The following is a 24,097-nucleotide window of genomic DNA, read 5'->3' as shown; positions in this document are numbered from 1 at the left end:
GCAGGGCGACCGCCGGGTCGACGGTTCGGCGTCACTCCTCGAGCGAGTCGTAGACGTTCTCCTCGGCCGGGAACGCTCCCTCCGCGACGTCGGAAACGTACTCCTCGACGGCGGTGCTGATCGTCGAGTCGAGATCGGCGTACTGCTTCGAGAGCGCGAACGATTCGCTGCCCAGCCCCAGCAGGTCGGTGATCACGAGCACCTGTCCGTCGACGTATCGCCCGGCACCGATCCCGATGGTCGGGACGTCGATCGCCTCGGTGACGGCCTTTCCGGTTTCCTCCGTCACCGTCTCGAGAACGACCGCAAATACGCCGGCCTCCTCCAGTCGCTCGGCAGTTTCGACGAGCGCGTCCGTGGCCGCCGAACTCGAGTGGTTCCGACCCTGGACGTACCCGCCGCCGATCTGGTTCATCCGCTGTGGCGTCAGCCCGATGTGTCCCTGGACCGGAATCCCGAGTTCGGTCAACCGATCGATGATCTCGATCGTCGTCTCGCCGTTGGGTGCCGTCTCGAGTTTCACCGCGTCGGCGCCGGCTTCCTGCAGAAACCGAACGGCGTTGTCGACGGAGGTCTCCATCGACTGGCCGTAGCTGCCGAACGGCATGTCGCCGATGACCATCGCGTCCGTGACGGCGCGGTCGACCGCCGCGGTGTTCGACAGCGCCTCCGCCATCGTGACCGGAATCGTATCGTCGTATCCGAGGTGATTGTCGCCAGCCGTGTCCCCGACCAGAATCATATCGACGCCGCCGCGATCGACCTGTCGGGCGATCGGCGCGTCGTACGCGGTCAGCATCGTGAGCGGCTCCCCGTCGCGGTACGCCTCGTGGAGGTCCGGAATCGTCGTTCGCGCCATAGTACCTGCCGCGTGCCGGGACCAGTTCAAACTGATGGGGCGACGCCGAGGTCGGGACGAGCACCGCGACACTCGACTCGGGTCCGCCGTCCCGACCCGGTGGCTGCTCGGACTCGGAATTATCAAAGGCCTCCCGGCCCAACCGGCGCGTATGCACTTCGACCAGCGAACCCAGCGCGCGCTCCGCGATGTCGGCCTCGAGACCGACGATCTCCGGGCCGCCTCCGAGGCGGTCGTCGCGGCCGTCGCGGACGACGCGGCGGCGCTCGAGGAATTCTTCGCCGAGCACGACACCGTCTACTCCGATATGAACCTGGCCCACTCGAGCGACGAGTACCCCGAACACGACGTCGACTACGCCGATCTGACGACCCACGCCGACGAGATGCGTGGCTGGCTCCGGTTCGAGACCTGGGGCGTCTCCGTCGAGGACGGGCGCATCCTGGACGAGGCGTACGTCGAACTGACCCTCGGACCGACGATCAACGACCGCGTGCGGTTCGCAGCCGACCGCGAGACCCTCCGGTGATCGCCGTGTGCGAGGCAGGGCTCGGATCGCGCTCGAGCGATCCACGACGGCGACCCCCGCACCGTCTCAGCGAGGGCCGGCGATGACGACGGCTCGCGTCCGCGGCATCTACACGACGGCCGTCACGCAGTTACTGAGCGAGATCGATTGCGAGGTCGTGCAGGCCTCGGAGCCAATCCGGGACCGCTTCGATCGGTCCTTCGACGCCGCGCCGGCCGACGTTTCGATCGAGACGAGCCGCGATCGACAGGGCGTCGAGCTTTCGGGCGTGCCCGAGGCGGTCGAGACGCTCGCGAACGAACTCGAGACGCTCGCGATCGATGCCTTCCGCTGGGAGGGCGACGCCGCCAGCGGCGCGGTCTTCGACGGGGAGGTGCTCGAGGCCGGCGGCAGCGGCGCGGTCGTCGACCTCGGCGACGGTCGCCGGGGCTTTCTGCAGTACGACGACGCCGACGGCTACGTCGACGCCGGCAACCGGTACCGGGTGCAGGTCCACGAGCCCGCGCCGCCGTGGGACGACGACCGGCCGCTCGTCCGGCCGACCCTCGAGGTCGAGGGCGGGCTCTGTACGCTCTCGCGGGATCGGACCGGCGTCTCCGCGGCGCTGCGCGGCGAGCGCGCCGCGGAACTCGTCGGGATGACCGACCTCCTCACCGTCGAGGTGCCCGACGGATGGGGACTCCGCTGGCAGCACGCAGCCGCCGACGCCGGCCTCGAGGCGATGGGCACCGCCCTCGAGGACGCCGCGGGCCGAGCGCGGGCGCTCGAGGACGCCCTCGCCGACGCGCCGGACGACCCCGGCGAGCCGGGACTCCTCGCCGCACCGCGGCGGACCGAGTGGCTCTGGTTCGGTCGCGAGTCCCGGTTCGCGCTGGACGGGGTTCGACGGCGTGTCGAGACGACGATGCCGGGTCACCACCGGACGAAGGCGGCCGACCGGGCCGCGAGCGCGGCGGTCGACTTCGCGGAGGCCGTCTGCGGGTCGGCCGGAACCGGCGACGGGAGCGGTGGCGACGACGCCGGCGAGTTCCCCTTCGCCGCGGTCGCTCGTCAGTTCGGTCCGACGGAGGGCGACCGCCTCGAGATCGGCCACGGCAAACCCGACGGCCGACTCGTCTCGCTGGGGCGGGGCGAGGTCACTGACTGGGACCCCGAGGGGAAGGTGACCCTCGAGCGCGCCATGAGCGGCGGCGGCAGCTACGACGCGCTCGGCGCGCCCAAGGAGGCCGGCGACGTGGCCGTGACGAAGTTCCGCGAGGGGCGGTGGTGGTATCCGACGACGTACAAGGCGGCCGACGGCTCGTCGAAGGGGACCTACGTCAACGTCTGTACGCCGGTCGAACTGTTCCCGGATACCGTTCGGTACGTCGACCTCTACGTCGACGTGATCCGGCAGGGCGACGGCACGGTCGAGATCGTCGATGCGGACGAACTCGAGGCGGCCGTCGACGACGGACTGGTCTCCGAGACGCTGTCCGAGAAGGCGATGACCGTGGCGGACGCCGTCGAGCGCGCACTCTCGAAGTGAGTCCAGGCCGCATCTGTAGCTGGACGCAGTAATTTCAGACCGTCTCCGTCGCTGGAAACGGTAGTCGAGCAGCGGTGACCGGATCGACGAGTGGTGGCGACTGCGGTCTTAGTCCGATCGCTCGTCGTCCGGCGTGTGACTCTCGTCGTCGAGGACGATCTCGAGCCGGCCGTCCGCGAACAGGCGGTCGATCTGTCCGTTCGTGAACGTCCCGTCGCAGTCCTCGCCGACGAACGTGACGAGGCGGTCGGTTCGCTCGACGACGGTGGCCAGCGAGCTGCCGGTCCGGTAGGTGTAGCGAACGGTCGTTCCGGGGTGGAGTGCCTCCGCAGTGACGCTGAGATACTGCCGACGATGGAGGGTCATACCCGGGAACACGACGAAATCGATATAGCTCTTCTGGCTGCCGGTCGGAGTCGTCGCGTCGCCGGTCGCGGGCTCAATCCGAGGCGTTCACGGCTGCGTCGGCACCGGTCGTCGGAAGCAGGCCGACGTACTCGTCGAGGTCGAGCGCGAACTCCCGCGCGGTCGTCGGACGAACCCAGCGGAACTCGAATTCGGAGCCGTGTTCGCCACCGCCGTCGGTGACAGTGTGTGTCCACCGGTCGCGAGGTTCGTGCACGGTCGCGTGGAAGAAGTGTCGCACGTACCGTTTCGGTGGCTCCTCGCGCCGCGTCCAGACGTCGGTCGTCAGGTGCCGCGTTCCGCTCAACGCTCCCAGCCCACTCTCCTCGAGCACTTCCCTGAACAGCGCCTCTCGCGGCGATTCGCCGGACTCGAGGGTCCCCTTCGGAACCTGCAGTCCGTCGTGGCCCGGCCCCTCGAAGACCAGCAACTCGCCCGTCCGGCGGGTGATGTAGGCGCACGCTTTCTGGACGTACGTGACGGTGGTCATGATACGAGAGATCACATCGTTCCAACGTAAATACCTATCATGGAGTGCATTCAATCTCCTTAAGGAACCTAGCGGACCGGTGCAGTCGCCGCCGAAGCGGTGACTCCAGCCGTCGGACGAAGCGGTCGCGCGTCGGTCGACGGGAACGGCCGGGTCGGCGTCTGCGACGGTCGTCTCCGTCGGCGGGTGGGGAGGCGGCGGACGCCGACACCGTTTCCGTGCTGGTCGACGCGAGTCGCGAGCGCCGAGTCGGCGGCGTCAGGTCGCGAAATGGTCTTTGGCCACCGACCGTCCGCAGAGGGGACAGCCGTTCGCCAGCGTCGCCTCGCGCATTGGATCGGTCACCGGAATCTCTCGGCGACAGTCCGGGCAGGTGAATTCGTACGGTATCATGGGTCTGGTTGGTGCGGTCTCCGGCTAGATCGTCGTTCTCGTCCGGGATAGGGAGACGACCCAGATATAGAGGGGCCTATATACGGGCCCCCTCGAGAGGTATCGAGAACGGCACCCACAGGAGGTTCGCGGCGACGAACGCGACCTGTGCAACCACAAGCAGTGCGAGCGTCGCGACGACGGACAGTTCGTCGGAGCCGCGGTTTCGGTCGAACGCGCCGCCCCCCTCGAGTCGGGACCCGAGCGCCCGCGATCCCCGTCCTGCTGGTCGTTTCTGCTGGTCGTGCTCTACGTGCTGCTCCCCTTCCTCTGTCACCGTTCTCGGTCAGCTCAGTCAGGTGTCGGGGCTGTTGACGATCCTCTATGCGCTTCGAATGCCGGCGTGAGCGGATGGGTCCGTCGTTCGCCACGGCGTCCCGGACCGCGAGCCGTCGTCTCGAGACCGCCCGACGCCGTACAGTTCATGCTCAACGGTTAAGCCGTGCACCCGTCAACCACTGGAGATGGGCACGTTAAACGAAGAGATGGCCGACGTTCGGTCGGACGTCGGCGACGTGCGATCGCAACTCAGAGCGGAGATCCCGGAGTTCTTCGAGTTCGACATCGCGGTCGGCAACATCACGTACAACGCCAACAGCAACAGCGTCTCGGTCACCGCCGAACCGAGCTCTCGAGCGCGAGAGCAGCTCTCGGACCGGCTCGGCGGCGTGAACGTGAAGACGGAGGGCAGACTGGAGTTCGAGTTCAGGCTTACCGAGACCGACGCCGAGTGAGGCGGCCGGCGGCCGCGGCTCGAGTCGCGGTCCGATCAGTCGGCTGCGAGCTTGTCCAGCCCGGCGGATTCGATGTCCGCGCCGTCGACCGACGAACGAAGCGAGTCCATCCCGTCGTCGCGGTCGATGTCGAAGTCGTTCTCGGACAGTTCCGCGACGCGGGTCAGCTCCTCGTCGGTGAGCGTCGGCACGTCGCTGGCGGCGGCCCACTCGTCGATGTCGGCTTTCGTGCGGAAAGTCGGCGTCACGGTCGCGACGGGGTCGTGAGCGAGCAGCCACGCGATCGACGCCTGGCCCATCGTGCGCTCGCCGTCCCGTTCGAGGAAGCGCAGCGCCTCGAGTTTCTCCCAGCCGGTCTCGTACCACTCGTCGGGGCGGAAGCCGCGGTGGTCGCCCTCGCCGAGTTCGGTGTCGGGCGTGACCTGTTCGTTGAGGATGCCCGAGGAGTGGGGCACGCGGGGGATCAGACTCGTCGACGAGCCCGTTCGTTCGATCGTCTCGAGGAAGTGGTTGCCGACCTCCTGCTCGAGTACGTTCCAGACGAGCTGGACGGAGTCGAACTCCTCCTCGATGGCGAGGTCGCCCTCGGCGAGCCAGCCGATCGAGGGGCCGAGCGCGAGGCCGGTGGCGTCGATCGTCCCCTCCTCCTCGAGCTCGTCGAGCAGCTCGAGCACGTCGGGCGTGATCTCGTCGACGTCGGCGTTGTGGAGCTGGAGGACGTCGACCGAGTCCAGCTCGAGGCGCTCTAAGCTCTCCTCGACGGCGTCCCGAAGGTAGTCCGGCTCCATCTCCTTGGGGAGTTCTCCGTGGCCGGCCTGCGGATTGTCGTAGAAGTCGTAGCCGACCTTGGTGGCGACGGTGACCTCGTCGCGGACCTCGGCCAACGCCTGCCCGAGCAGTTCCTCGCTGCGGCCGTGGCCGTAGACGTCGCCCGTGTCGAAGTAGGTGATCCCCTGGTCGACGGCGTACTGAACCATCTCGATCGCGTCGTCCTCCGAGCGGTCGCCCCACCAGTCGGTACCGACGACCCACGCGCCGAAGCCGACCTCGCTGACCTCGACTCCGGAGTCGCCGAGCGTTCTGTGTTGCATGCACGACCCTTCGTAGCGGGGAAACTTATGGCGTGCGGAACGCTCGAGCGACCGATCCGAACGGGTTCGGGATTCCACGCATCTCCGTTCCTCTCGGTTCCGTTCTCGAGGTAGTCGAGTCGATCGTCACTGTACTCCGCCGACCGCCCGCCGCGTGCGGCACTCGGCGTCGTGCGACGCTCGTTCCGCCGCTACTCCTCGAAGCGGTGAGACGGTCGTGGGTAGCGTTCCGAGCTGATCCCGCCGGATGACTGTTACTCCGTACTGATTAACATCGCCAATTAGTCACGACGGCTTCCGTAACTAACATAAATTTTATCATATATCGGGATGTATTATATACACATAGGATGGTTGTAAAACGAAAATGCAAGTCGAATTGCTCTTGGGGTCCGGCTGACACGTGTCGGTATGGACGACGGCCGAACCTGGCACCCCAGCAGGCTCCTTCTCGCGGTCCTCCTCGCCATCGTTCCGATCGGCGTCCTCGCCGCGTGGTTTCTCGAGGTTCCGGGGGATCGCGTCACGATCGGCGCCGTGGTGATCGGGGCCGTGCTGGTGATCGGTGCGCTCGTACTGCCCGCGCTGCTCCTCTCCAGCTGGCAGTCCGACCGCGGTTCGCGGTGACACGCGCGCCAGCGGGTCCGGCAATCGCCGCGGTACAACCGAACCCCTATCAACTCGGCGGGCAATACCTCGGGGTATGACAAAGCGGTACGTCTCGCTCCCCGACGAGGCGGAAGCGGGGATGCGTGAGTTCATCGACGAGGTTGACCGCCGTCTCTCGAGCGACGAGGATACCTGCTCGGTCGTCGAGGATGTCCTGATCGATCTCTCGGGCGACCGGGAAGCCTACGAACGCTGGCAGGCCGGCGAGGCGGTCTCCCCGGCCGAGCGCGTTCGCCTGCAGAGCTACGATCCCTGCAATACGACCCTCGAGAGCGAATACTACGCCGAGAAGGACGAGGCGACGTTCCGTCGCTCGAAACACCTCCAGTGGCTCTGGCGGCAGTTCGACAGCCTGCCGATCGCGGACAACGTCGAGTTCGCGCTGCGCTTCCGCCGGATGCTCGCCGGCCACCTGTTCGAGGAGTGCGGCGACGGCTGTCGGTTCTTCAAGGGGATCTCGTTCACTTACGGACACAACATCTCGATCGGGGACAACACCGTCGTCCACGACGACGTCCACCTCGACGACCGCGGAAAACTGACGATCGGCGATCGAGTCTCCGTCTCCGACGGCGTCCACGTTTACAGCCACGACCACGACGTCGTCGACCAGACCGAGGTGCGCAACTACCACACGATCGTCGAAGACGACGTGCGCCTCACCTACGACTCGATGGTCCGCGCGGGTAACAAGGTCGGCGAGAACGCCATTGTCGGCGCGCGCGGCGTCGTCCAGCACGACATCCCCGCCCATCACATCGCCGTCGGGATGCCCGCCCAGAGCGTCAAGATCAAGCCCGGCTGGGAGGACGTCGCGACCCCGATCGAGGAGGCCGGCGTCAACCGCCAGGAGCAGCGCCACCTCGAGTACGATCTCGCCGACGACCTCGACGTCTTCGACGAGTTCGAGCGCGACCTGCAGCCGCCCCGATAGGTCCGACTGCCCTGATTCTCTGTCTCTCGATAATCGGGGAATATCCAAGTGCCTCGAGAACGTATAGCACGGTGATGGAGCTCTGGGGCTGGCTCATCGGCTACGTCGCGCTGTTCGCCCTTCTGCACCTGTTACTGTACTACCTGTACGCCCGTCGTGACGACGGCGACAGCGAGCGCGCGCCGTCGCTCGCCGATCCGAACCGCGCGAGCATGCGGTCCTCGCCCGGCCCGGATCGCTACCCCCGCGCCACCGACGATATCGGCGACGCCGACCGGGCGGACGAGGACCGCGAGTTCGACGGCGAGACGATCCGGTGCCCCCACTGCGGAGCGCGAAACGAGGGCGACCAGACGTTCACGTACTGCTGGAACTGTGTCTCCGGACTCCGACAGTAACGGCTCGGGAACGAGACGCACCGAGTGATCCTGGCGTGCTCAACGCCTCGATTCGGACCACCGAGAAGCGGCGGACCCGCCACGATTCGTGATCGATTCGTTGATTGTCTCCACGAGTGACCACTGATATTCGTTCGGTCTAACGGGTCGTGGCAGTAACGAACGATTACGCTTTTAGTCTTCAAACAGAGAGTAGGAGAGGACGAACAGTTATGAACGGATCCCCGCCCCACGCCTCGCAGTCTCGCTCTCCAGCCCTGTACCGCGCCACCCACGACCCCGACGGACCGGCGACGCTCAGCACGACCGTGATCCACGCGCTGGCCGACTGTATGGGCGTCGACGTGACCGACAGCCGCGTCTCGCTGTACGACACCGTCGACCCGGATGCGCTGGACGACCTGTTTCGACCGCGCCACGACGGCACTCCCCGAACCGGCGGCACGCTCTCGTTCGTCGTCAACGGCCACACCGTAACGGTCCGGGGTGACGGCGAGATTTTGATCGAACCGCCCGCGCGTGGCTATCGAGGTCACAGTCGATAAATCGCACCGGAGAACCGGTTCGAACAGAGCCGCCGTCCATCATTTCCCGTCCGACGTCGAGAGATCCGTCGCCAGTCGATCGAGGTGGTCGACGCCGACGACGGCGACGACGTCGCCGGGCTCCGATCGGAGTTCCTCGAGCCGATCGATCATACACCGCTCGCGCGTCTCGTCGCGATAGGATAGCGCGCTCCCGTCCGTGTCGACGCTGCCCAGCAGCGCCTGGACGCCGGCGACGTGCGAGCGCTCGTGTGCGGCCTGTCGCTCCGGCGAATCGTCGGGATCGCAGTCGTACTCGACCCGATCGCCGGGGACGACGGTCATCGACGTCGCGTGGGTTAGCGTCGCGGCGACCCGGCAGGCCAGCGCCTCACGGGTCGCGCCGCTGACGCTCGAGAGCACGCGCCGGGCCGTTCCGGGCGAGACGCGGTCGGCAACCAGTCGCCCAGCGAGTCGCCGGAGGAACGACCAGTTCGGTGCGTCGATCCCGATGGGATCGGCGTCGGGGGCGGCGCGGATCGCCGCGCTCATCTCGCCGCCGTATCGCGGCGGCGTCGGATCGTCGACGGAACCGTCGCGTGCGTAGACGCGGTACAGCGCCACCGCGACGTGCGGTAATTCGAGTGCGAGCGTGTCCGGGTCGACGCGCTCGAGCACCCGTTCGACGCGGGCGACGCTGGCGGGGTGGTCGTGGACGACCCCGAGGAGGACGAGGTCGCCGGTCGACGCGGAGAGCCGACGGCAGAACTGCGAACTGATCCGGGGGTCGTCGAACGATTCGGGAAAGGACGGGGACTCGTCCATTGCTCGAGTGGTAATACGTGACTACCGGCATAACCCTTCTGTTGTGTTGACTCGGGTTCGAGTCAACGATCTCGGGGCTCGTCGCCGGCCGGATCGAACCGTTTCACGCGAGCAAATAACCGGTTTCCGTCCCGATCGCGGTCGGCTCTCGGCTGTCATCGGCGCTCGCGGAGTGCCCCTCGGCTCGAGCGTCCACCGGCCGCGACCGACGTGATCGGCCGGTCGTCTCGAAGCGACCGGGCTCACTACCGATCAATATAAAAGCAACGTATCCTCAACCGACTGAGAACGATTGACGATCGAATTCGTTCGTGGGAAACCGCCGTGACCGCCGCGCATTGCGGTGGTTTTTCCCGTTGGATTGCCCGTCCCGACGGAACCGAACGCCGACGGGATTGAGAAAGTTTTATGTAGAATCACAATCAATCATCCGCTCGACTATGAGTCAGCGAATGCAGCAGGGCCAGCCGATGATCGTAATGAGCGAGGACTCCCAGCGCGTCAAGGACAAGGACGCGCAGGACTACAACATCAGCGCCGCCCGTGCGGTCGCTGAAGCGGTCCAGTCCACGCTCGGACCGAAAGGGATGGACAAGATGCTCGTCGACTCCATGGGATCGGTGACGATCACCAACGACGGCGTCACCATCCTCAAGGAGATGGACATCGACAACCCGACGGCCGAGATGATCATCGAGGTCGCCGAAACCCAGGAGGACGAGGCTGGCGACGGCACCACGACGGCCGTCGCGATCGCCGGCGAACTCCTCAAGAACGCCGAGGACCTCCTCGAGCAGGACATCCACCCGACGGCGATCATCAAGGGCTTCCACCTCGCCAGCGAGCGTGCTCGCGAGGAGATCGACGACATCGCGACCGACATCGACACCGACGACGAGGAGCTGCTGCGCAAAACGGCCGAGACCTCGATGACCGGCAAGGGTACCGAGGTCAACAAGGAGCACCTCTCCCAGCTGATCGTCGAGGCCATCCGCCAGGTCACCGTCGAAGACGAGAACGGCGACAACGTCGTCGACCTCGAGTTCCTCAACATCGAGACCCAGACCGGCCGCAGCGCCGGCGAGTCCGAACTCCTCGAGGGCGGCATCGTGGACAAGGACCCCGTCCACGACAACATGCCCACCGAGGCGACGGACGCCGACATCCTGCTGCTCAACGAGGCCATCGAGGTCGAGGAGACCGACGTCGACACCGAAGTCTCCGTCACCGACCCCGACCAGCTCCAGAAGTTCCTCGACCGCGAGGAGAAGCAGCTCCGCGAGAAGGTCGACCACATCGCCGACATCGGCGCGGACGTCGTCTTCTGCCAGAAGGGCATCGACGACCTCGCCCAGCACTACCTCGCCAAGGAAGGCATCCTCGCGGTGCGCCGCGCCAAGAAGTCCGACCTCGAGTTCCTCAAGGAGGTCGTCAGCGCGAACATCGTCTCCGACCTCGAGAGCGCGACCGAGGACGACCTCGGCTTCGGTGACGTCACGCGCGACGACGCGGACGAGCTGTTCTACGTCGAGGGCGAGGACGCCCACGGCGTCACCCTCCTGCTTCGCGGCTCGACCGACCACGTCGTCGACGAACTCGAGCGCGGCGTCAACGACGCGCTCGACGTGGTCGCCCAGACCGTCTCCGACGGCCGCGTCCTCGCGGGCGGCGGCGCGATCGAAGTCGAACTCGCCTCGCGCCTGCGCGACTACGCCGACTCCGTCTCCGGCCGCGAGCAGCTGGCCGTCGAGTCCTTCGCCGACTCGCTCGAGCTCGTTCCGCGCGTCCTCGCCGAGAACGCGGGCCTCGATTCGATCGACACGCTGGTCGACCTGCGTGCGGCCCACGACGACGGCGACGTCGAGGCCGGCCTGAACGTCTTCTCGGGCGACGTCGAGGACACCTTCGAGGCTGGCGTCGTCGAACCGGCCCACGCCAAGGAGCAGGCCGTCACCTCCGCCGCCGAAGCGGCTAACCTCGTGCTCAAAATCGACGACATCATCTCCGCCGGTGACCTGTCGACCGACAAGGGCGACGACGAGGCCGGCGGCCCCGGCGGTGCCGGCGGCATGGGCGGCATGGGCGGCGGCATGGGCGGCATGATGTGAACCTAAATTTTGCTCTACGGGCCGCTGAAGGCGGCCCTCGGCAAAATTTAGGATAAAAGCACTCCTCCTTCCTCTCCGCTCGCTTCGCGAGCTCCGAGTCAGTCGTCGGCCCGAGCGCGTAGCGCTCGGTGAACGGCTTCGCTCGGGCTCTTCGAACCGCCCACGGATCGCGACGCTGCTCGTTCGCATTCTCGCGGTTCTCACTCGCACCGCTCGTTCCGAACCGCGCACCGTTCGCTCGCCGAAAAGCATGTTCTGTATGGCTCAGTGTCGTTTCTTGTTCCAACTCGAGTCTGTGGCCCGTCCGCAATCGACTACAGCGAGAGGAGGATGTTTACGGTCATTCGAATGGGGAGATTCCCGAAGACCACGCCGATTAGGAGGGCGAAGACGGTTTTTTGGACCTGTCGTTCGTACTCGTCGAGGTCGCTGCTGTCCGCGAACGCGATTTGGAGAGTTCGGATCGGTTTTTCGATCAGGCTCGACTCGCGGGAGGTCGTCAGTTGCTTCTTTAGCTGGCGCTGTTTCCAGAACGACCACGCGACGTATCCGAATATCGAGAGCGCCATGGCAGTGAACGAAACGAGCCAGACGTAAGCGATGATCGGGTCTTCGACTGTCGGTTGATCGACGAATGGATCCTCCGAGACGGCGAGTAAGAGCATGGCCATACCGATCATAGAGAGTGCGGTGAGCGCCGCGAAGACCAGCGTGGATCGAATGAAGATGCCGCCCAGATCAGGAGTATTCAGAAACCACTGTCGTATCGTCTGGTGTTCGTCGTCCTCGTCGTCCGGCGACTGCGCGTCTTCGCCGTCATCCGAACCAAGCTGGATCCGAATGCTCATCGTGGATCCCTATGCGTTCCTGACTATTGAACGATGTCGTGGCGAGCAGCCCCGTGGTCTATACCGCTAGCCACGATAGGGTGTTCCTTGGCCACGCGAACGACGCTCGGCTGGTCGCTGTTTTCCTCCGGCACCGTCACGCTTCCCTGAATGTCCTGCCAGACGACTCGTTGTGGCGAAACCTCAGGTTGTTGCCGCTCGGCGCGTTCCTGCTGTACGCGCGGTAAGCGAACACCAAGCCAAGAGCGGGGTGCTCGACTGTCGACCGACTGACCAACGGGCTGACGGCGCTCGCGATCGCCCACCGGCTCTCGACGGTTCCGGAGCCGGACGAGAGCCCGGTCCTCGAGGAAGACCGCGGAACGCACATGGAGTTGCCCGCGGCTGGCGGTCGGTACGCGACGCCGGAGACGTACAGCCCAGCAGCGTCGAGGTGAGAGCGGGACATCGGCCCGACGGGAGCCAGTTCCGATCAGGTGTCTTCGTCGACCTCGAGTTCGAACTGCTCGTTCTCGGAGACGGCGTTGAGGACGACGCTGGTGTTCGAGGCCTTGATGTCGGGATCGGTCAGCAGCTGTTTGATCTGGTCGTTCATGTCGTCGGTGTCTTCGAACTTGCCGATGGCGATCACGTCGTAGTCGCCGGTGACCTCGTAGACGCTGGTCATCTGGCGGTGGTCGCGCAGCGTATCGGTGACGTCGGGCAAAGCGTTCCCTTCGACCTGCAGCTGGATGACCGCGGTCACGTCGTAGCCGACCGCATCGTAATCGACCTTCGGCGTGTACCCCTCGATCACGCCCTCGTCCTCGAGATCCGAGAGGTGGTTGGAGACGGTCGTCACGGAGACGTCGAGTTCCTCGGCCAGGCTGCGGAGGCTCGCTCGCCCGTCGCCGAGAAGTGAATTCACTAGCTTTGCGTCGAGATTTTCGTACGTCATCACATCTACCCTCTCATCGTGGCCTTTAGAACTTTACGAATATGCAGTTTGGGGTTGGTGAGAGAAGAATTGCACGGAACAGTAGTGTTTTAGTAGCAGAGTTACGAGGGTAGCACGACAAGAAAAATGACAAGCGGAAACCTTACAGACACCGAGCAGGCGGTCCTGGACGAAATCGAGGAACAGGATGTCGACTTCCTCCGACTGCAGTTTACCGACATTCTCGGGACGGTCAAGAACGTCTCCGTGCCGGCCCGACAGGCCGAGAAGGCCTTCCGGGAAGGGATCTACTTCGACGGTTCTTCTATCGAGGGCTTCGTGCGCATTCAGGAGTCGGACATGCGGCTCAAGCCCGATCCGGACACCTTCGCGATTCTCCCGTGGCGCCAGAAGGAGGAGAGCGCCGCCGCTCGTATGATCTGTGACGTCTACGACACCTCGACGGGCGAGCCGTTCGAAGGCGACCCGCGCCGCGTTCTCAAGAACGCCCTCGAGCGCGCCAACGAAATGGGCTATACGGTCAACGCCGCGCCCGAACCGGAGTTCTTCCTCTTCGAGGAGGACGAGGAGGGTCGTGCGACGACCAAGACCAACGACGCTGGCGGCTACTTCGACCTCGCGCCGAAAGACCTCGCTTCCGACGTTCGCCGCGACATCATCTACGGCCTCGAGGGCATGGGCTTCGAGGTCGAGGCGAGCCACCACGAGGTCGCTGAGGGGCAACACGAGATCAACTTCGCGTACGACGACGCGCTGACGACGGCCGACAACGTCGGGACCTTCCGCACCGTCGTGCGCGCGATCGCCGCACAGCACGACCTGCACGCGACGTTCATGCCCAAGCCGATCCCGCGGATCAACGGCTCGGGGATGCACACCCACCTCTCGCTGTTCACCGAGGACGGCGAAAACGCGTTCCACGACGAGGACGACGAGTTCGACCTGTGGGAGGCGGCTCACTCCTTTATCGCCGGTGTCCTCGAGCACGCGCCGGCGATCACGGCGATCGCGAACCCGACGGTCAACAGCTACAAGCGGCTGGTGCCGGGCTACGAAGCGCCGGTCTACGTCGCCTGGTCCGACCGCAACCGCTCGGCGCTGATCCGCAAGCCCGCGGCGCGCACGCCCGCAGCGTCGCGCGTCGAACTGCGTTCGCCGGACCCGTCCTGTAACCCCTACCTCGCGCTCGCCGTCATGATCCACGCCGGTCTCGACGGGATCGAAAACGACCTCGACTGTCCGGACCCGGTTCGGGAGAACATCTACGAGTTCGACGAGGCAAAACGCGAGGAGTACGGCATCGACACGCTCCCCGAGAACCTCGGCGAGGCCGTCGACGCGCTCGAGGAGGACGAAGCGATCTACAGCGCACTCGGCGACCACGTCAGTTCCAAGTTCGTCGAGGCCAAGCGACAGGAGTTCGAGGACTACCTCGTCGACGTCTCCGACTGGGAACTCGACCGCTACCTCGAGACGTTCTAAGGAGAGCCGCCGTCGTCGACACCAGTTCGTTTCTTTTCGACTCCTCTTTTAATCGCGTTCCGCCAGGTCGTGCTCGTGACTCTCGAGCGCCAGCGTCTCCGGCTCGAGCGTGTAGTATCGCTCCCAGGCTGGCGCGAGACTGACGACCCTCGTTCCCGCGATTTCGGCCTCCCGGTGGCGGTGGTGGTGACCGACCAGACAGAGTTCGGGGGAGATCGTCTCGAGCAGGTCGTCGACGTACTCGCAGCCGGGATCGTAGCCGTAGGACAGCAGGCCGTTCGGTGCCTCGTGCGTGAGGAAGACGTCGATATCCTCGAGGTCGGCGGCCCGTTCGACGTCTTCGTGCGTGAAGTGGCGACGGCGCTCACCCGTGAGTTCGTCTCGGGACAGCTCGTACTTCGTCGGGGCGAAGTTTCCCGAGAGACCCGCCACGCGCAGGCCGTCGACCGTCGCCGCCGTGCTCGCGAGGAGGGTGACGTTGTTCGTTTCGTCGAGCTCCTCGTCCGTCCGCAGCGCGTCGATGATCTCGAGATCCTCGTTGTTCCCCGCGACGAACCACGTGGGTGCCGGCAGGTCGTACCGCTCGAGGTCGCCGAGCTGGAGCACCCGATCGGGCTCGAGGGTCCGGTAGAGCGCGAGGAGCGTCTCGCATCGATCGGGGTCGGACGCGTGGGCGTCGCCGAGGACGAGCATGCGAACACGGAGGGGCTCGATTCGGATAGGAGTCGCGCCGAGCACTGCTGGCTCGTCGGGTATCTGCAGCGAGACGGGGCCGCCGTCCCGACCGAGGTCGGCCGGGCACATTCAGGGTCTGAATTTAGACGTACTGCCCTCGGAGGATCGAGTATGGCCGATACGCCCGACATCAACAAGGTAGAGACGGAAGACGACTACACCCACGTCCGGTTTCGCGATCCCGACCGGTACGAGGAGATCCGAACGCCCGACTGGGCGGAGCAACCGGCGGCGTCGGTGTCCGAGGGCAGCGAGGTCCGCACCGGCAAGATCGAAGGGGAAGACGACTGGGAGGTCACGAGCGTACTGATCGACAAGCACGTCAGCGAGGACAAAGCGAAAGAACAGGCCCGCGAAATCGTCGACAAGATCGAGTCCTGAGAGACCGGACGGTCGCGACCTCCCGTTCAGGCTTCGGCCTGTTCGATCCACTCCTCGGCCTGACTCTCCGAGACGTCGGCGGCCTCGGCGACGGCCTCGGGGCCGGCGCGCGTGAGGTCGTCGATCGTCGCGATGCCGGCTTCCGAGAGCTGTTCGCGGACGTCCGCGTCGATTCCGTCGACGGACTCGAGCGTGTGCTCCGGGTGGGTTTCGATCTTCGTGTGGGGTTCGTTCGTCCCCTGGACCGGAATCTGCTGCGTGACCGCCTCGGTCTGCGCTTCGAGTTGCTGCTGGAACTGCTCGATCTGTTCGGCCTGTCGTTCGAGCAGATCCTCGACGTCACCGGTCTGGTTCTCGAGCTGGTCTTCGAGCCGATCCTGAAGTTCCTGCGTCCGCTCGAGTTGCTCGCGGAGCTGTCCGGAGAACTCGTCGACGTTCTGGACCGTCTGGTCCTCGATGGACTGCGTCATCTCGAGGAGCTGGTCGGTCTGCTCGTCGAGCGCGTCGACGAACTCCGTGGAGAGCTCGTTGGCGGAATCGACATCCCGCTCCATTTCCCGCTCGAGTGCGCCGTAGAACTCCGTGTGGGTCTGTTTCAGCCGGCCGAAGGTCTCGTCGATGGTCCGGTGGACCTCGGGAGCGTCGTCGCTCGGGAGCATCGCTGCCGTCGCGCTGACGTAGCCGTGGGTCGCCGCCTGGGCGAGCTCGAGTTGCTGGCGCTGGAGCGACTCCTGGCCCTTGAGGCCGGTGAGTGCCATCGTGTCGACGTTTCGCTGGGTGGCCATCCCGTGTTTGAACAGCTGCTGGCTCTGCTTGACCGCGGTTCGCTGTGCGTCGAACATCGCTCGAATGGGTGATTCTGACTGACTCATGTTCGGCTAGTCGTCCGGCTCGACACGGTATAAGCGATGGGCTTGCAAACCATTGAGGGGTTTTGAATGGTATTAGTCTCCCTCCGGTTCGGGCAGTGCCGACCCCGACCTCGCGTCGGATCACAGTCGGTCAACGGTGACTGTCACGATAGCCGTAGCTGCAGTATTATGCGCGTGATCGTGATCCGTTCACGTATGACCGACAGGAGAACCTACGCGTTCGAAGGCGATCGACCGACGGTCGACGACACGGCGCGAGTGAGCCGAGAGGCGACGCTCGTCGGCGACGTCGAGATCGACGCGGACGCGAGCGTCTGGCCCGGCGTCGTCCTCCGCGGTGATATCGGTCCGGTCCGTGTCGGTCGGGAGACTCACGTCGGGGACAACGCGACGATTCACGCCTCGCGGCTCGAGGCCGAGGTCATGGTCGGACACGGGGCCGTGCTCAACGAGACGACCGTCGAGGAACGGGCGTTGATCGGATTCAACGCGACGGTCAACACCGACGTGGTGATCGGCGGCGGCAGTATCGTCGCCGCCGGGACCGTCGTCCCGGACGAGTACGCCATCCCGCCGGAATCGTTCGTTCGCGGCGTCCCCGCGGAGATCACGCCGCTCGAGGAGACGGGGATCGATTCGGCGGCCATCTTCGAGTCGTTCTCCTCGGGCGAGTACACGAACCTGGCTCAGCGCCACGAGGAGTTGTTCGAGTGAGGCGTTCGGCTCGCTCGAGGCGGCGGCCGCGAGACCGCGTCGTTGCGGTCGTTAGGTCGCGGATTCGAACTCGAAGATCTCTCGATAGAGGCTCTCGGCGAGGTGGTCGATGTCCGCTGCGGCCTCGTCGGCGGGCATCGCGTCGCCGATACCCCGCCACTCGACGGCGAGCCGAGCGATCGGAACCAGGGCGAGGCCGCCGATGACGATCTCACCCTCGGGCGTGTGGACGCGCCACTCCGTCCGCATGCCGCTCGACGATCGCGTGACGGCGTCGATCTCCCCGCCGGCGGCGTTCCATCGCTCGACGAGCTCGTCGGTGATCCCGCGGAGCTTCCGTTCGCCGAGCAGGTGGCAAGCGATGCCGCCGCCAGCCAGCAGCACGAACGCGGCGGCCGCCATCGGCAGTCCCCCGTAGGGAACGTTGATCGACGCCGCGAGGGCCGCCGTCACGACGACGACCCCGATCACCCGCACGTCGACCGCGCTCGGCACCGTGCCGCTCCAGGTCGCCGTCCGCTGGGACGGCTGTTCGAGTTGCATATTGCTTCCACCTCGTGGCGACGGACCGGTAGCCGTTGGCCTGTCCCACTGCCGTCTTTATACGGCAGCGCTGCTCCCTACTCGTCTTCGAGTAACGCGTCGTCGCCGTGGGTCTCGCGCAACTCGGCGAGGTACTCGCGTTGTTCCTCGAGTCGGGGGGTCGGTTCGGCGTAGGTGTACTCGAACATCTCGCTCGGATCGCCCTCGACGCCCTCGGCGCGGTCGACCACCGTCGTGAGCGTGTCCTCGATCTCCGTTTCGATCGTGTCGATCCGGTCGTCGTCGACGACGCCCTCGTTCCGTAGGTACGCCTCGAACCGGTCGATCGGGTCCCGTTCGCGCCACTGCTCGACCTCGTCGTCGTCGCGGTAGACGCTGGGGTCGTCCGCCGTCGTGTGTGCGCCGTATCGGTACTGGATCGCTTCGATCAGCGTCGGCCGCGGTCGGTCACTGTCGGACTCGAGGGCCTTCTGCCGCGCGGCGTTCGTGACGACGTAGGTCGCGAGCGGGTCCATCCCGTCGACCTGCACGCCCTCGAAACCGTAGGCGGTGGCCTTCTGTGCGATCGTCGCACTCGCCGTCTGGCGCTCGCGCGGGATCGAAATGGCCCACTGATTGTTGTTACAGAAGAAGACGTTCGGCGTGTCGAACACGCCCGCGAAGTTCAGCGCCTCGTGGAAGTCCCCCTCGGAGGTCGAGCCGTCGCCGAAGTGGGTAACGCTGACGCGCTCGTCGCCGTTCAGCTTCGCCGCCCACGCCCAGCCCACCGCGTGGGGGAGGTGGCCGGCGATCGAGATGTTCAGCGGGAAGACGTCGATGTCCGCCAGTGCGGCGTTGCCGTCCTCGTGCCCCATCCAGTAGAGCAGATACTCCCAGGGGAGCCCCCGTGCGGCCAGCGCACCGTGTTCCCGGTACTGAAAGGAGAGCATGTCGTCGGGCGCGAGCGCGTACGTCGACCCGATCTGGGACCCCTCCTGACCGGCCAGCGAGGAGTAGGTCCCGAGTCGACCCTGCCGCTGGAGGCTGATCATTCGCTCGTCGAACCGGCGGGAAAACCGCATGTCCCGGTACATCGATCGCAGCGTCACCGCCTCGAGATCCGGCTCCAGTTCGGGGTCGGCGACGCGTCCGTCGGCGTCGAGCACCTGAATTCGATCGTCCGGCTCCCGCTCGAACAGACCGCGCTCGAGAACGTCTCCTGACATGGATTGATCGTTGAGTTGGGGCTATATAACAGTAGCTCCGAACCGGGGACGTCGGTGCTCGGCGGGAAGACCGCGACCGTCTCGCGTTCGATAGCATGCACGAAGCGGGTGATCGGTTCGCCGACGTCAGGCTGATTCTGGAACGGCCGTACGACCAGTGGGCCGACTCCGAACCGGTTCCGCACGCAACCTCGCTGTTCTGCACCCGCATCGCGCTGAACGAGTCGGGCGCGGTCTCGAGCCGATCGACCCGTGTCTCAGCGCCAGCCCTTCGGTGATCACACTCGCGCGTGGCGATGCGTCGTCTCTTCGTTCTCCCCGTTTTCTCCTCGACGACTGGCCCGCCACGAACAGTTCTCAGATGTGGCTCACGTATCTGCTTGCGGACATGTAATCCGAGATGCCACCGGAAGGTGGCGAATAGCGAGCCCCGCGTGGTTGGGCCAACAGGGCTCGCCACGTTTCTCTACCAAACGTATCCTCAAGTAGCTTGTGTGATGATCCGAGTGAAAAATATGTCTCATCGTGGGTAGGATGAAAAATATGGATATTGACAGGAATCTACTACACGAATCCTTTTGCGTCCTCGCGGTCTATTCCGCGTGTTCGGATATCCGAATTCGTGGTTGGGCCATGACAGAGAACGAAACTACGAGAGAGGCGATTAGCCTGTTGCAGGACCTCGGACTCCAGGAGTACGAGGCGCGCTGCTTCATGGCGTTGAATAGGCTTCCCAGCGGGACGGCGAAAGAAATACACGAGATCTCGGAGGTGCCACGGACGAGGGTCTACGACGCGATTCGCGTCCTCGAGTCACAGGGGCTGGTCGAAGTACAACACACGAGCCCGCAGGTGTACCGCGCCGTCAGCGTCGACGAGGCGACACAGACCCTGCGCAATAAGTACGACAATCGGATCGAGACGCTCGAGACCCATCTCCGGAATACGGACGTACAGAACGTCGCCGAAGACGACCAGGTTCAGGAGGTCTGGTCGCTGACCGGTCACGAAGCGATCGAGTCGCGAACGATGGAGCTCGTCGACGAGGCGGAGTCGGAGATCGCGCTCCTCGTCGTCGACGAAGGGATCCTGTCAAAGGCGCTGTTCGACGGCTTAGAGAGTGCGGTCGATCAGGACCTCTCGATCATTCTGGGCGGGCAAACGGACGCGATTACGGACGCGCTCGGGACGGAGCTTCCCAACACGCGCGTGTTCGAAACCCGGCCTCGACTGGCTCACCGGAATCGAGAGCGACAACGAGGTCGCGATCAGTCGCATTCTGCTCGTCGACCGCGAGACGCTCCTGATCGGCTCGTACTATCCGACCAGCGCCGACAACGCGAAAGAGCAGGCGATCTTCGCCCGCGGCCTCGAGAACGGAATCGTGGTGCTTCTTCGCCGGTTAGTGACCGCGGGATTGCCCCAGATCAGAGATCCAGGGGTCTGAACGAGTTCCCGATCGACACGGGACGAGAGCGCTCGCCGACCGAGCCGCGAGGCCCTACTGGTACTCGGGCAGTCGATCCGACCGATCCGAGCCCTCGACGAACGGCAGGTCGGTTCGGGTCGCAGTCACCTCTCCGCCGCCGACCCGAACCGTCACCTCGTCGTTCTCGAGTCCGTAGTCGACGATCGCGAGCGCGACGACGGCCTCGAGCATCGGACTCTCGCCCGCGCGGGTGATCTCGCCGACCGACGCGTCGCCGTCGAAGACCGCCGCGCCCGATTCGGGCACCGCCTCGCCCGCGAGCGTCAGCCCGACGAGCCGCCGACTGGGCTGGCCGCGGTTTTCGACGCGGGAGACGACCTCCTGGCCGACGTAACACCCCTTCTGGAAGTCGAGTGCGTTTCGCAGGCCGAGCACGTTCGGGAGCGTCCCCTCGAGTTCGGTGTGAAAGAGCGGCGATCCGGCCTCGAGTGCGAGGCTCTCGAAGGTCCGATAGCCGAAGGGGGCGGCGTTGAGCCCCTGATTGAGCAGCGTGTCGTGGACGGCCGCGGCGTCGTCGGCGGCACAGATCACCTCGTAGCTCTCTTCGCCGGTGAGCGCGTCGGTGCGGATGACCGAGACGCCCTCGTCGCCCATCGTTCCGCGGACGAACGAGTAGCGTTCGTCGGGCGAGCCGGCACCGTTGAGGACGCTCGCGACCTTCTCGGTCGCCTGCGGGCCGTGGATGCCGAAGATGGCGTACTCGTCGGTGGCGACCCGAATCTCGACGTCCTGGATGAACACCTTCTCGGCCCACTCCGCGGCGAGCGGGTCGGCGCTCTCGGGCTGGGTGAACAGGAGGAGCCGCTCGCCCGCGTTGTAGACGTAGAGTTCGACCTCGATTCCGCCCTGGGGATCGAGCACGAGCGCGTAACAGCCCCGTCCGTCCTCGGTCGGAACCCGATTCGAGACGACGTTGTCGACGTACTCGACGCGATCGTCCCCCTCGACGACGATCACGCCGTAGGCCAACTCGAGCAGGCCGACACCGTTGCGGACCGCTCGATGGGTTCGCTCCGGTCGTCCGTAGTGTTCGACGATCCGCCGGTCGGCGCGCTCGCCGAACGTCGCCCCGTGATCCTCGTGGATGGACTCGATGACGCTCATGCGTACTTCCTGGGGCCTGAGCGTATCAGGCGTTTCGATTCAAAAAGGGATCCGCTCCCGAAGCCACTCCCCGATCGATTGCTCCTCGTCCTCGTCGGACGGATCGTCGGGTACCACGCGATCGGCGGGCTTGATCACCGTCTCGGAGCCCGAGTCGACCACGATCAAGTCGTCCTCCTTGAGCGTCGCTAGAGCCTCCTCGAGCTCGTCGATATCGACCTCGACGGCCGCCCGGAGCTCGAAGACGGTCATCCCGTCGTCGGCGCGGTCGACCAGCGCGTCGAGTACCGCCACCTCCGTCCCCTCTCGGTTCCGGTACTCCCGCTTTGCTCTCATCTAGGTGCCTATTCGACAACCTGGGATTTGACGTTTGTCGTTCGCCCACGGTGGTTCAGCCGAACCGAACGGAATCGACCGGGCCAGCGAGCGGCGGAGCGCGGTCGGCTCGAGTCGCCGCCCGACCCGAATCCGGACGGCTCTGTTGACTGTCACACAACTGTAACTAACAGGCAGTACGTTTTTTATGTAATGGGTCGGTAGGGTGGGACAATGGTCCTGCGATGTTCGCTGCTCGGACACGACTTCGGCGAACCCGAAGTCGAACGCGAGCGCGAAGAACGGGGCAGCGAAGTCGTCGTTACCGTCCAGGAGTACGAAGAGTGTGCCCGCTGTGGCGATCGAAACGTCATCAGCGAGAACACCGAAGTAACTAGCCTCTCGACTGAGACGGACGCCGACTCGCTCCCCGACGATTCCGATACCGAACCACCCGAACCACCACTCGAGCCCGATCCCACGGACGGCGATGCCGACGCGGACACCGAGTTCGTCGACGCGGACTCCCCGTCCGACGACGCCATCATCATCGATTCCGGCGAGAACGGGGCGGCCGACCCCGCCGACGCCGACGCCGATGTCCCCGACTCTCCCGCTCGCGAAACGGAACCGACGGACCCAGCGCCGGACACGGCGACCGCCGCCGCGCCGGAGTCCGACATCGACGGTCCCGCCGAGACCGCGCAGACCGCGGAGACCGACGACACCGACGAGATCGACCTCCCGACCGACGAGAACGGCGACCCGGTCACCGACGACGGCGAGATCCTCGAGGACGAGCCGTCGCCCGATCGAAACCGCGAGCGCGATCACGGCGAGTGGCCCGACTCGGACGACGTCGGCCCGCCGGTCGGTGCCGACTCCGAGCCGACCGACTGGCCGGACGACCCGGCCGACGCCGAGGTGACGACCGGTGCCGACGACGCCCCCGCCGCGGTCGAGGACGATGCGGTCGTCCTCGAGAACGACGGTTCGACCGGCGGCGTCGACAGCGCCGCCGCCGACGGGACGACGGGTGCCACCACCGACGCCCGATCGGTGACCGCCGACCCCTCGGCGAGCGATCGCGCCGACGGCGATTCCGATCCCGCGGCCGATCCGGGCACCGGCATCGAACGCGCCGACGCCGCGCCGACGCCCGCCGAGAGCAGCGGGACGGCCGGCGAGAACGGGCCGTCCGAGTTCTACTGTCCTCGATGCGACTTCGTCGCCGGCGGCGACCGCGGCTCCCTGCGGACCGGCGACATCTGCCCCGACTGCCGGAAAGGCTATCTCAGCGAACGCGAGCGACGATCGTAACGCGGTCTCAGATCCCGGTCGCCTCGCGGTCCAATTTCGTTCGTTCGCTCGCTCCCCCAGTCGCCACCAGCCGCTCGCATCGTGTGCCGATTCCCCGTCCGAGTAGCTGCGACATCGTCCCTCTTCGCGCTCGAGAACCAGTCAGACACCCGAAACGTCGGCTATGAAAAGAGGTAAACACTCCCCCGTGTTTCTTCGAGCCATGAAGGAGTACAAGATGCGTCGCGGTGAATATCTCGAGGAACGAATCCCCGATATGGAGGCGACGATCGAGGACTACTTCGGGCCCATCACCGGCACCCAGGAGTTCAAGGGTAGCGACCTCTACATCATCGGCGAACCCGACAACGCCGTCTTCGAGAAGATCGTCGTCGGAGCCGTCGAGTACTCCGGCAAGAAGGACAAACTCGCCGTCGAGTTCCACGAGCGCGACCCCACCGAACTCGGTCCCGACGAGCTCGAGGACGCCGGCGACGCCGTCGACGCCAAGAACGACTTCCTGCTCGAGGCGACCGGGCGCGACGCCAAGTCCCGCCGCGACTCGATGAAGCGCAAGGTCGAGGACGATCCGGACCACGACTTCTAACACCCGTTACACTGCGGTCTATCGCGAGCGAGGCGGAGAG

Annotated in this window: 28 protein-coding genes and 1 pseudogene; 14 read left to right on the top strand and 15 right to left on the bottom strand. The window is 65.6% G+C overall.

What is annotated here, in order from left to right; genetic code table 11:
- Positions 1–31: 31 nt before the first annotated feature.
- The gene (gene panB, locus BMX07_RS15955) at positions 32–859 is read right to left on the bottom strand and encodes a 3-methyl-2-oxobutanoate hydroxymethyltransferase (protein WP_090619439.1); all 828 of its coding nucleotides are present in this window, start codon (positions 857–859) and stop codon (positions 32–34) included.
- A 151-nt stretch (positions 860–1,010) separates the two neighbouring features.
- On the opposite strand from panB, the gene BMX07_RS15950 reads away from it, so the two are divergent.
- Entirely contained in the window at positions 1,011–1,388 is a 378-nt protein-coding gene (locus BMX07_RS15950) for a DUF7532 family protein (RefSeq protein WP_090619958.1), read from the top strand.
- Positions 1,389–1,470: 82 nt separating this feature from the next.
- A complete protein-coding gene (locus BMX07_RS15945) occupies positions 1,471–2,916 on the top strand; it encodes a ribonuclease FAU-1 family protein (protein WP_090619438.1) in 1,446 nt (481 codons plus the stop codon).
- A gap of 108 nt (positions 2,917–3,024) precedes the next feature.
- On the opposite strand, the gene BMX07_RS15940 is transcribed toward BMX07_RS15945, so the two are convergent.
- From BMX07_RS15940 to BMX07_RS24575, 4 genes are all read right to left on the bottom strand, one after another.
- Positions 3,025–3,282, bottom strand: a complete 258-nt coding sequence (locus BMX07_RS15940; RefSeq protein WP_090619437.1) for a hypothetical protein — start codon at positions 3,280–3,282, stop codon at positions 3,025–3,027.
- 73 nt (positions 3,283–3,355) lie between these two features.
- Positions 3,356–3,811: an NUDIX hydrolase gene (locus BMX07_RS15935; RefSeq protein WP_090619434.1), complete on the bottom strand. Its 456-nt coding sequence runs from the start codon at positions 3,809–3,811 to the stop codon at positions 3,356–3,358.
- A 258-nt stretch (positions 3,812–4,069) separates the two neighbouring features.
- Entirely contained in the window at positions 4,070–4,204 is a 135-nt protein-coding gene (locus tag BMX07_RS15930; RefSeq protein ID WP_090619432.1) for a DUF7560 family zinc ribbon protein, read from the bottom strand.
- A 76-nt stretch (positions 4,205–4,280) separates the two neighbouring features.
- On the bottom strand, positions 4,281–4,520 hold the full coding sequence (locus tag BMX07_RS24575; RefSeq protein WP_090619429.1) for a hypothetical protein: 240 nt from the start codon (positions 4,518–4,520) through the stop codon (positions 4,281–4,283).
- A 187-nt stretch (positions 4,521–4,707) separates the two neighbouring features.
- On the opposite strand from BMX07_RS24575, the gene BMX07_RS15920 reads away from it, so the two are divergent.
- Positions 4,708–4,977 (top strand): hypothetical protein, encoded by a 270-nt coding sequence (locus BMX07_RS15920; protein WP_090619427.1) that lies wholly within the window; start codon positions 4,708–4,710, stop codon positions 4,975–4,977.
- 35 nt (positions 4,978–5,012) lie between these two features.
- Here the strand turns inward: BMX07_RS15920 and BMX07_RS15915 are convergent, their stop codons facing one another.
- On the bottom strand, positions 5,013–6,068 hold the full coding sequence (locus BMX07_RS15915) for an aldo/keto reductase (protein ID WP_090619425.1): 1,056 nt from the start codon (positions 6,066–6,068) through the stop codon (positions 5,013–5,015).
- Between the two features lie 411 nt (positions 6,069–6,479).
- Here BMX07_RS15915 and BMX07_RS15910 point away from each other — a divergent pair, with 411 nt between their 5' ends.
- The 4 genes from BMX07_RS15910 (at position 6,480) to BMX07_RS15895 (ending at position 8,614) form a co-directional block, all read left to right on the top strand.
- Entirely contained in the window at positions 6,480–6,695 is a 216-nt protein-coding gene (locus BMX07_RS15910; RefSeq protein ID WP_090619423.1) for a hypothetical protein, read from the top strand.
- A 76-nt stretch (positions 6,696–6,771) separates the two neighbouring features.
- The gene (locus BMX07_RS15905; protein ID WP_090619421.1) at positions 6,772–7,671 is read left to right on the top strand and encodes an acyltransferase; all 900 of its coding nucleotides are present in this window, start codon (positions 6,772–6,774) and stop codon (positions 7,669–7,671) included.
- Between the two features lie 74 nt (positions 7,672–7,745).
- Positions 7,746–8,069 carry a DUF7577 domain-containing protein gene (locus BMX07_RS15900; RefSeq protein ID WP_090619418.1) on the top strand — a complete coding sequence of 108 codons (324 nt, stop codon included), beginning with the start codon at positions 7,746–7,748 and terminating at the stop codon, positions 8,067–8,069.
- A gap of 212 nt (positions 8,070–8,281) precedes the next feature.
- Entirely contained in the window at positions 8,282–8,614 is a 333-nt protein-coding gene (locus BMX07_RS15895; RefSeq protein WP_090619416.1) for a HalOD1 output domain-containing protein, read from the top strand.
- Between the two features lie 39 nt (positions 8,615–8,653).
- Here the strand turns inward: BMX07_RS15895 and BMX07_RS15890 are convergent, their stop codons facing one another.
- A complete protein-coding gene (locus tag BMX07_RS15890) occupies positions 8,654–9,418 on the bottom strand; it encodes a hypothetical protein (RefSeq protein ID WP_090619413.1) in 765 nt (254 codons plus the stop codon).
- Positions 9,419–9,858: 440 nt separating this feature from the next.
- On the opposite strand from BMX07_RS15890, the gene thsB reads away from it, so the two are divergent.
- Positions 9,859–11,526 (top strand): thermosome subunit beta, encoded by a 1,668-nt coding sequence (thsB, locus tag BMX07_RS15885; protein WP_090619410.1) that lies wholly within the window; start codon positions 9,859–9,861, stop codon positions 11,524–11,526.
- A gap of 314 nt (positions 11,527–11,840) precedes the next feature.
- On the opposite strand, the gene BMX07_RS15880 is transcribed toward thsB, so the two are convergent.
- Together BMX07_RS15880 and lrp are read right to left on the bottom strand one after the other, a co-directional pair.
- Positions 11,841–12,374 carry a heme exporter protein CcmD gene (locus BMX07_RS15880; protein ID WP_090619408.1) on the bottom strand — a complete coding sequence of 178 codons (534 nt, stop codon included), beginning with the start codon at positions 12,372–12,374 and terminating at the stop codon, positions 11,841–11,843.
- Positions 12,375–12,846: 472 nt separating this feature from the next.
- On the bottom strand, positions 12,847–13,311 hold the full coding sequence (lrp, locus tag BMX07_RS15870) for an HTH-type transcriptional regulator Lrp (RefSeq protein ID WP_090619400.1): 465 nt from the start codon (positions 13,309–13,311) through the stop codon (positions 12,847–12,849).
- A gap of 126 nt (positions 13,312–13,437) precedes the next feature.
- On the opposite strand from lrp, the gene glnA reads away from it, so the two are divergent.
- The gene (glnA, locus tag BMX07_RS15865) at positions 13,438–14,793 is read left to right on the top strand and encodes a type I glutamate--ammonia ligase (RefSeq protein WP_090619398.1); all 1,356 of its coding nucleotides are present in this window, start codon (positions 13,438–13,440) and stop codon (positions 14,791–14,793) included.
- Positions 14,794–14,841: 48 nt separating this feature from the next.
- On the opposite strand, the gene BMX07_RS15860 is transcribed toward glnA, so the two are convergent.
- Positions 14,842–15,486, bottom strand: a complete 645-nt coding sequence (locus BMX07_RS15860; RefSeq protein WP_090619956.1) for a metallophosphoesterase family protein — start codon at positions 15,484–15,486, stop codon at positions 14,842–14,844.
- A gap of 153 nt (positions 15,487–15,639) precedes the next feature.
- On the opposite strand from BMX07_RS15860, the gene BMX07_RS15855 reads away from it, so the two are divergent.
- A complete protein-coding gene (locus tag BMX07_RS15855; protein ID WP_090619396.1) occupies positions 15,640–15,909 on the top strand; it encodes a hypothetical protein in 270 nt (89 codons plus the stop codon).
- Positions 15,910–15,935: 26 nt separating this feature from the next.
- Here the strand turns inward: BMX07_RS15855 and BMX07_RS15850 are convergent, their stop codons facing one another.
- On the bottom strand, positions 15,936–16,781 hold the full coding sequence (locus BMX07_RS15850) for a helix-hairpin-helix domain-containing protein (RefSeq protein WP_245742132.1): 846 nt from the start codon (positions 16,779–16,781) through the stop codon (positions 15,936–15,938).
- Between the two features lie 195 nt (positions 16,782–16,976).
- On the opposite strand from BMX07_RS15850, the gene BMX07_RS15845 reads away from it, so the two are divergent.
- Positions 16,977–17,495 (top strand): gamma carbonic anhydrase family protein, encoded by a 519-nt coding sequence (locus BMX07_RS15845; protein ID WP_090619953.1) that lies wholly within the window; start codon positions 16,977–16,979, stop codon positions 17,493–17,495.
- Between the two features lie 51 nt (positions 17,496–17,546).
- Here the strand turns inward: BMX07_RS15845 and BMX07_RS15840 are convergent, their stop codons facing one another.
- Positions 17,547–18,038, bottom strand: a complete 492-nt coding sequence (locus BMX07_RS15840) for a hypothetical protein (protein WP_090619391.1) — start codon at positions 18,036–18,038, stop codon at positions 17,547–17,549.
- 77 nt (positions 18,039–18,115) lie between these two features.
- Positions 18,116–19,243: a pyruvate dehydrogenase (acetyl-transferring) E1 component subunit alpha gene (gene pdhA / locus BMX07_RS15835; protein WP_090619388.1), complete on the bottom strand. Its 1,128-nt coding sequence runs from the start codon at positions 19,241–19,243 to the stop codon at positions 18,116–18,118.
- Positions 19,244–19,876: 633 nt separating this feature from the next.
- Between pdhA and BMX07_RS15825 the strand changes: the two are divergent.
- Positions 19,877–20,690 (top strand): annotated as a pseudogene (locus BMX07_RS15825) (TrmB family transcriptional regulator).
- 54 nt (positions 20,691–20,744) lie between these two features.
- Here BMX07_RS15825 and ygfZ read toward each other — a convergent pair.
- The gene (gene ygfZ / locus BMX07_RS15820) at positions 20,745–21,836 is read right to left on the bottom strand and encodes a CAF17-like 4Fe-4S cluster assembly/insertion protein YgfZ (RefSeq protein WP_090619382.1); all 1,092 of its coding nucleotides are present in this window, start codon (positions 21,834–21,836) and stop codon (positions 20,745–20,747) included.
- 39 nt (positions 21,837–21,875) lie between these two features.
- The gene (locus BMX07_RS15815; RefSeq protein ID WP_090619379.1) at positions 21,876–22,172 is read right to left on the bottom strand and encodes a DUF6432 family protein; all 297 of its coding nucleotides are present in this window, start codon (positions 22,170–22,172) and stop codon (positions 21,876–21,878) included.
- Between the two features lie 213 nt (positions 22,173–22,385).
- Between BMX07_RS15815 and BMX07_RS15810 the strand changes: the two genes are divergently transcribed.
- Together BMX07_RS15810 and BMX07_RS15805 are read left to right on the top strand one after the other, a co-directional pair.
- The gene (locus tag BMX07_RS15810) at positions 22,386–23,471 is read left to right on the top strand and encodes a DUF7093 family protein (RefSeq protein WP_090619377.1); all 1,086 of its coding nucleotides are present in this window, start codon (positions 22,386–22,388) and stop codon (positions 23,469–23,471) included.
- A 202-nt stretch (positions 23,472–23,673) separates the two neighbouring features.
- Positions 23,674–24,057, top strand: a complete 384-nt coding sequence (locus tag BMX07_RS15805; protein WP_090619374.1) for a DUF5611 family protein — start codon at positions 23,674–23,676, stop codon at positions 24,055–24,057.
- Positions 24,058–24,097 lie beyond the last annotated feature (40 nt).

The sequence above is a fragment of the Natrinema salaciae genome (assembly GCF_900110865.1).
In the GTDB taxonomy this organism is placed as follows: domain Archaea; phylum Halobacteriota; class Halobacteria; order Halobacteriales; family Natrialbaceae; genus Natrinema; species Natrinema salaciae.
The sequence above is the reverse complement of the archived record's forward strand: the minus strand, read 5'-3'. Positions and strand labels throughout refer to the sequence as shown.

What these genes read in the sequence shown, in the direction of transcription:
- BMX07_RS15895 (WP_090619416.1), top strand. Translation starts at nt 8,282, where the DNA reads ATGAACGGATCCCCGCCCCACGCCTCGCAGTCTCGCTCTCCAGCCCTG.
- BMX07_RS15880 (WP_090619408.1), bottom strand. Translation starts at nt 12,374, where the DNA reads ATGAGCATTCGGATCCAGCTTGGTTCGGATGACGGCGAAGACGCGCAG.
- BMX07_RS15945 (WP_090619438.1), top strand. Translation starts at nt 1,471, where the DNA reads ATGACGACGGCTCGCGTCCGCGGCATCTACACGACGGCCGTCACGCAG.
- lrp (WP_090619400.1), bottom strand. Translation starts at nt 13,311, where the DNA reads ATGACGTACGAAAATCTCGACGCAAAGCTAGTGAATTCACTTCTCGGC.
- BMX07_RS15950 (WP_090619958.1), top strand. Translation starts at nt 1,011, where the DNA reads ATGCACTTCGACCAGCGAACCCAGCGCGCGCTCCGCGATGTCGGCCTC.
- pdhA (WP_090619388.1), bottom strand. Translation starts at nt 19,243, where the DNA reads ATGTCAGGAGACGTTCTCGAGCGCGGTCTGTTCGAGCGGGAGCCGGAC.
- glnA (WP_090619398.1), top strand. Translation starts at nt 13,438, where the DNA reads ATGACAAGCGGAAACCTTACAGACACCGAGCAGGCGGTCCTGGACGAA.
- BMX07_RS15805 (WP_090619374.1), top strand. Translation starts at nt 23,674, where the DNA reads ATGAAGGAGTACAAGATGCGTCGCGGTGAATATCTCGAGGAACGAATC.
- BMX07_RS15860 (WP_090619956.1), bottom strand. Translation starts at nt 15,486, where the DNA reads ATGCTCGTCCTCGGCGACGCCCACGCGTCCGACCCCGATCGATGCGAG.
- BMX07_RS15935 (WP_090619434.1), bottom strand. Translation starts at nt 3,811, where the DNA reads ATGACCACCGTCACGTACGTCCAGAAAGCGTGCGCCTACATCACCCGC.
- BMX07_RS15905 (WP_090619421.1), top strand. Translation starts at nt 6,772, where the DNA reads ATGACAAAGCGGTACGTCTCGCTCCCCGACGAGGCGGAAGCGGGGATG.
- BMX07_RS15840 (WP_090619391.1), bottom strand. Translation starts at nt 18,038, where the DNA reads ATGCAACTCGAACAGCCGTCCCAGCGGACGGCGACCTGGAGCGGCACG.
- BMX07_RS15845 (WP_090619953.1), top strand. Translation starts at nt 16,977, where the DNA reads ATGACCGACAGGAGAACCTACGCGTTCGAAGGCGATCGACCGACGGTC.
- BMX07_RS15810 (WP_090619377.1), top strand. Translation starts at nt 22,386, where the DNA reads ATGGTCCTGCGATGTTCGCTGCTCGGACACGACTTCGGCGAACCCGAA.
- BMX07_RS15910 (WP_090619423.1), top strand. Translation starts at nt 6,480, where the DNA reads ATGGACGACGGCCGAACCTGGCACCCCAGCAGGCTCCTTCTCGCGGTC.
- BMX07_RS15930 (WP_090619432.1), bottom strand. Translation starts at nt 4,204, where the DNA reads ATGATACCGTACGAATTCACCTGCCCGGACTGTCGCCGAGAGATTCCG.
- BMX07_RS15890 (WP_090619413.1), bottom strand. Translation starts at nt 9,418, where the DNA reads ATGGACGAGTCCCCGTCCTTTCCCGAATCGTTCGACGACCCCCGGATC.
- BMX07_RS15900 (WP_090619418.1), top strand. Translation starts at nt 7,746, where the DNA reads ATGGAGCTCTGGGGCTGGCTCATCGGCTACGTCGCGCTGTTCGCCCTT.
- BMX07_RS15915 (WP_090619425.1), bottom strand. Translation starts at nt 6,068, where the DNA reads ATGCAACACAGAACGCTCGGCGACTCCGGAGTCGAGGTCAGCGAGGTC.
- thsB (WP_090619410.1), top strand. Translation starts at nt 9,859, where the DNA reads ATGAGTCAGCGAATGCAGCAGGGCCAGCCGATGATCGTAATGAGCGAG.
- BMX07_RS15855 (WP_090619396.1), top strand. Translation starts at nt 15,640, where the DNA reads ATGGCCGATACGCCCGACATCAACAAGGTAGAGACGGAAGACGACTAC.
- panB (WP_090619439.1), bottom strand. Translation starts at nt 859, where the DNA reads ATGGCGCGAACGACGATTCCGGACCTCCACGAGGCGTACCGCGACGGG.
- BMX07_RS15920 (WP_090619427.1), top strand. Translation starts at nt 4,708, where the DNA reads ATGGGCACGTTAAACGAAGAGATGGCCGACGTTCGGTCGGACGTCGGC.
- BMX07_RS15850 (WP_245742132.1), bottom strand. Translation starts at nt 16,781, where the DNA reads ATGAGTCAGTCAGAATCACCCATTCGAGCGATGTTCGACGCACAGCGA.
- ygfZ (WP_090619382.1), bottom strand. Translation starts at nt 21,836, where the DNA reads ATGAGCGTCATCGAGTCCATCCACGAGGATCACGGGGCGACGTTCGGC.
- BMX07_RS15940 (WP_090619437.1), bottom strand. Translation starts at nt 3,282, where the DNA reads ATGACCCTCCATCGTCGGCAGTATCTCAGCGTCACTGCGGAGGCACTC.
- BMX07_RS15815 (WP_090619379.1), bottom strand. Translation starts at nt 22,172, where the DNA reads ATGAGAGCAAAGCGGGAGTACCGGAACCGAGAGGGGACGGAGGTGGCG.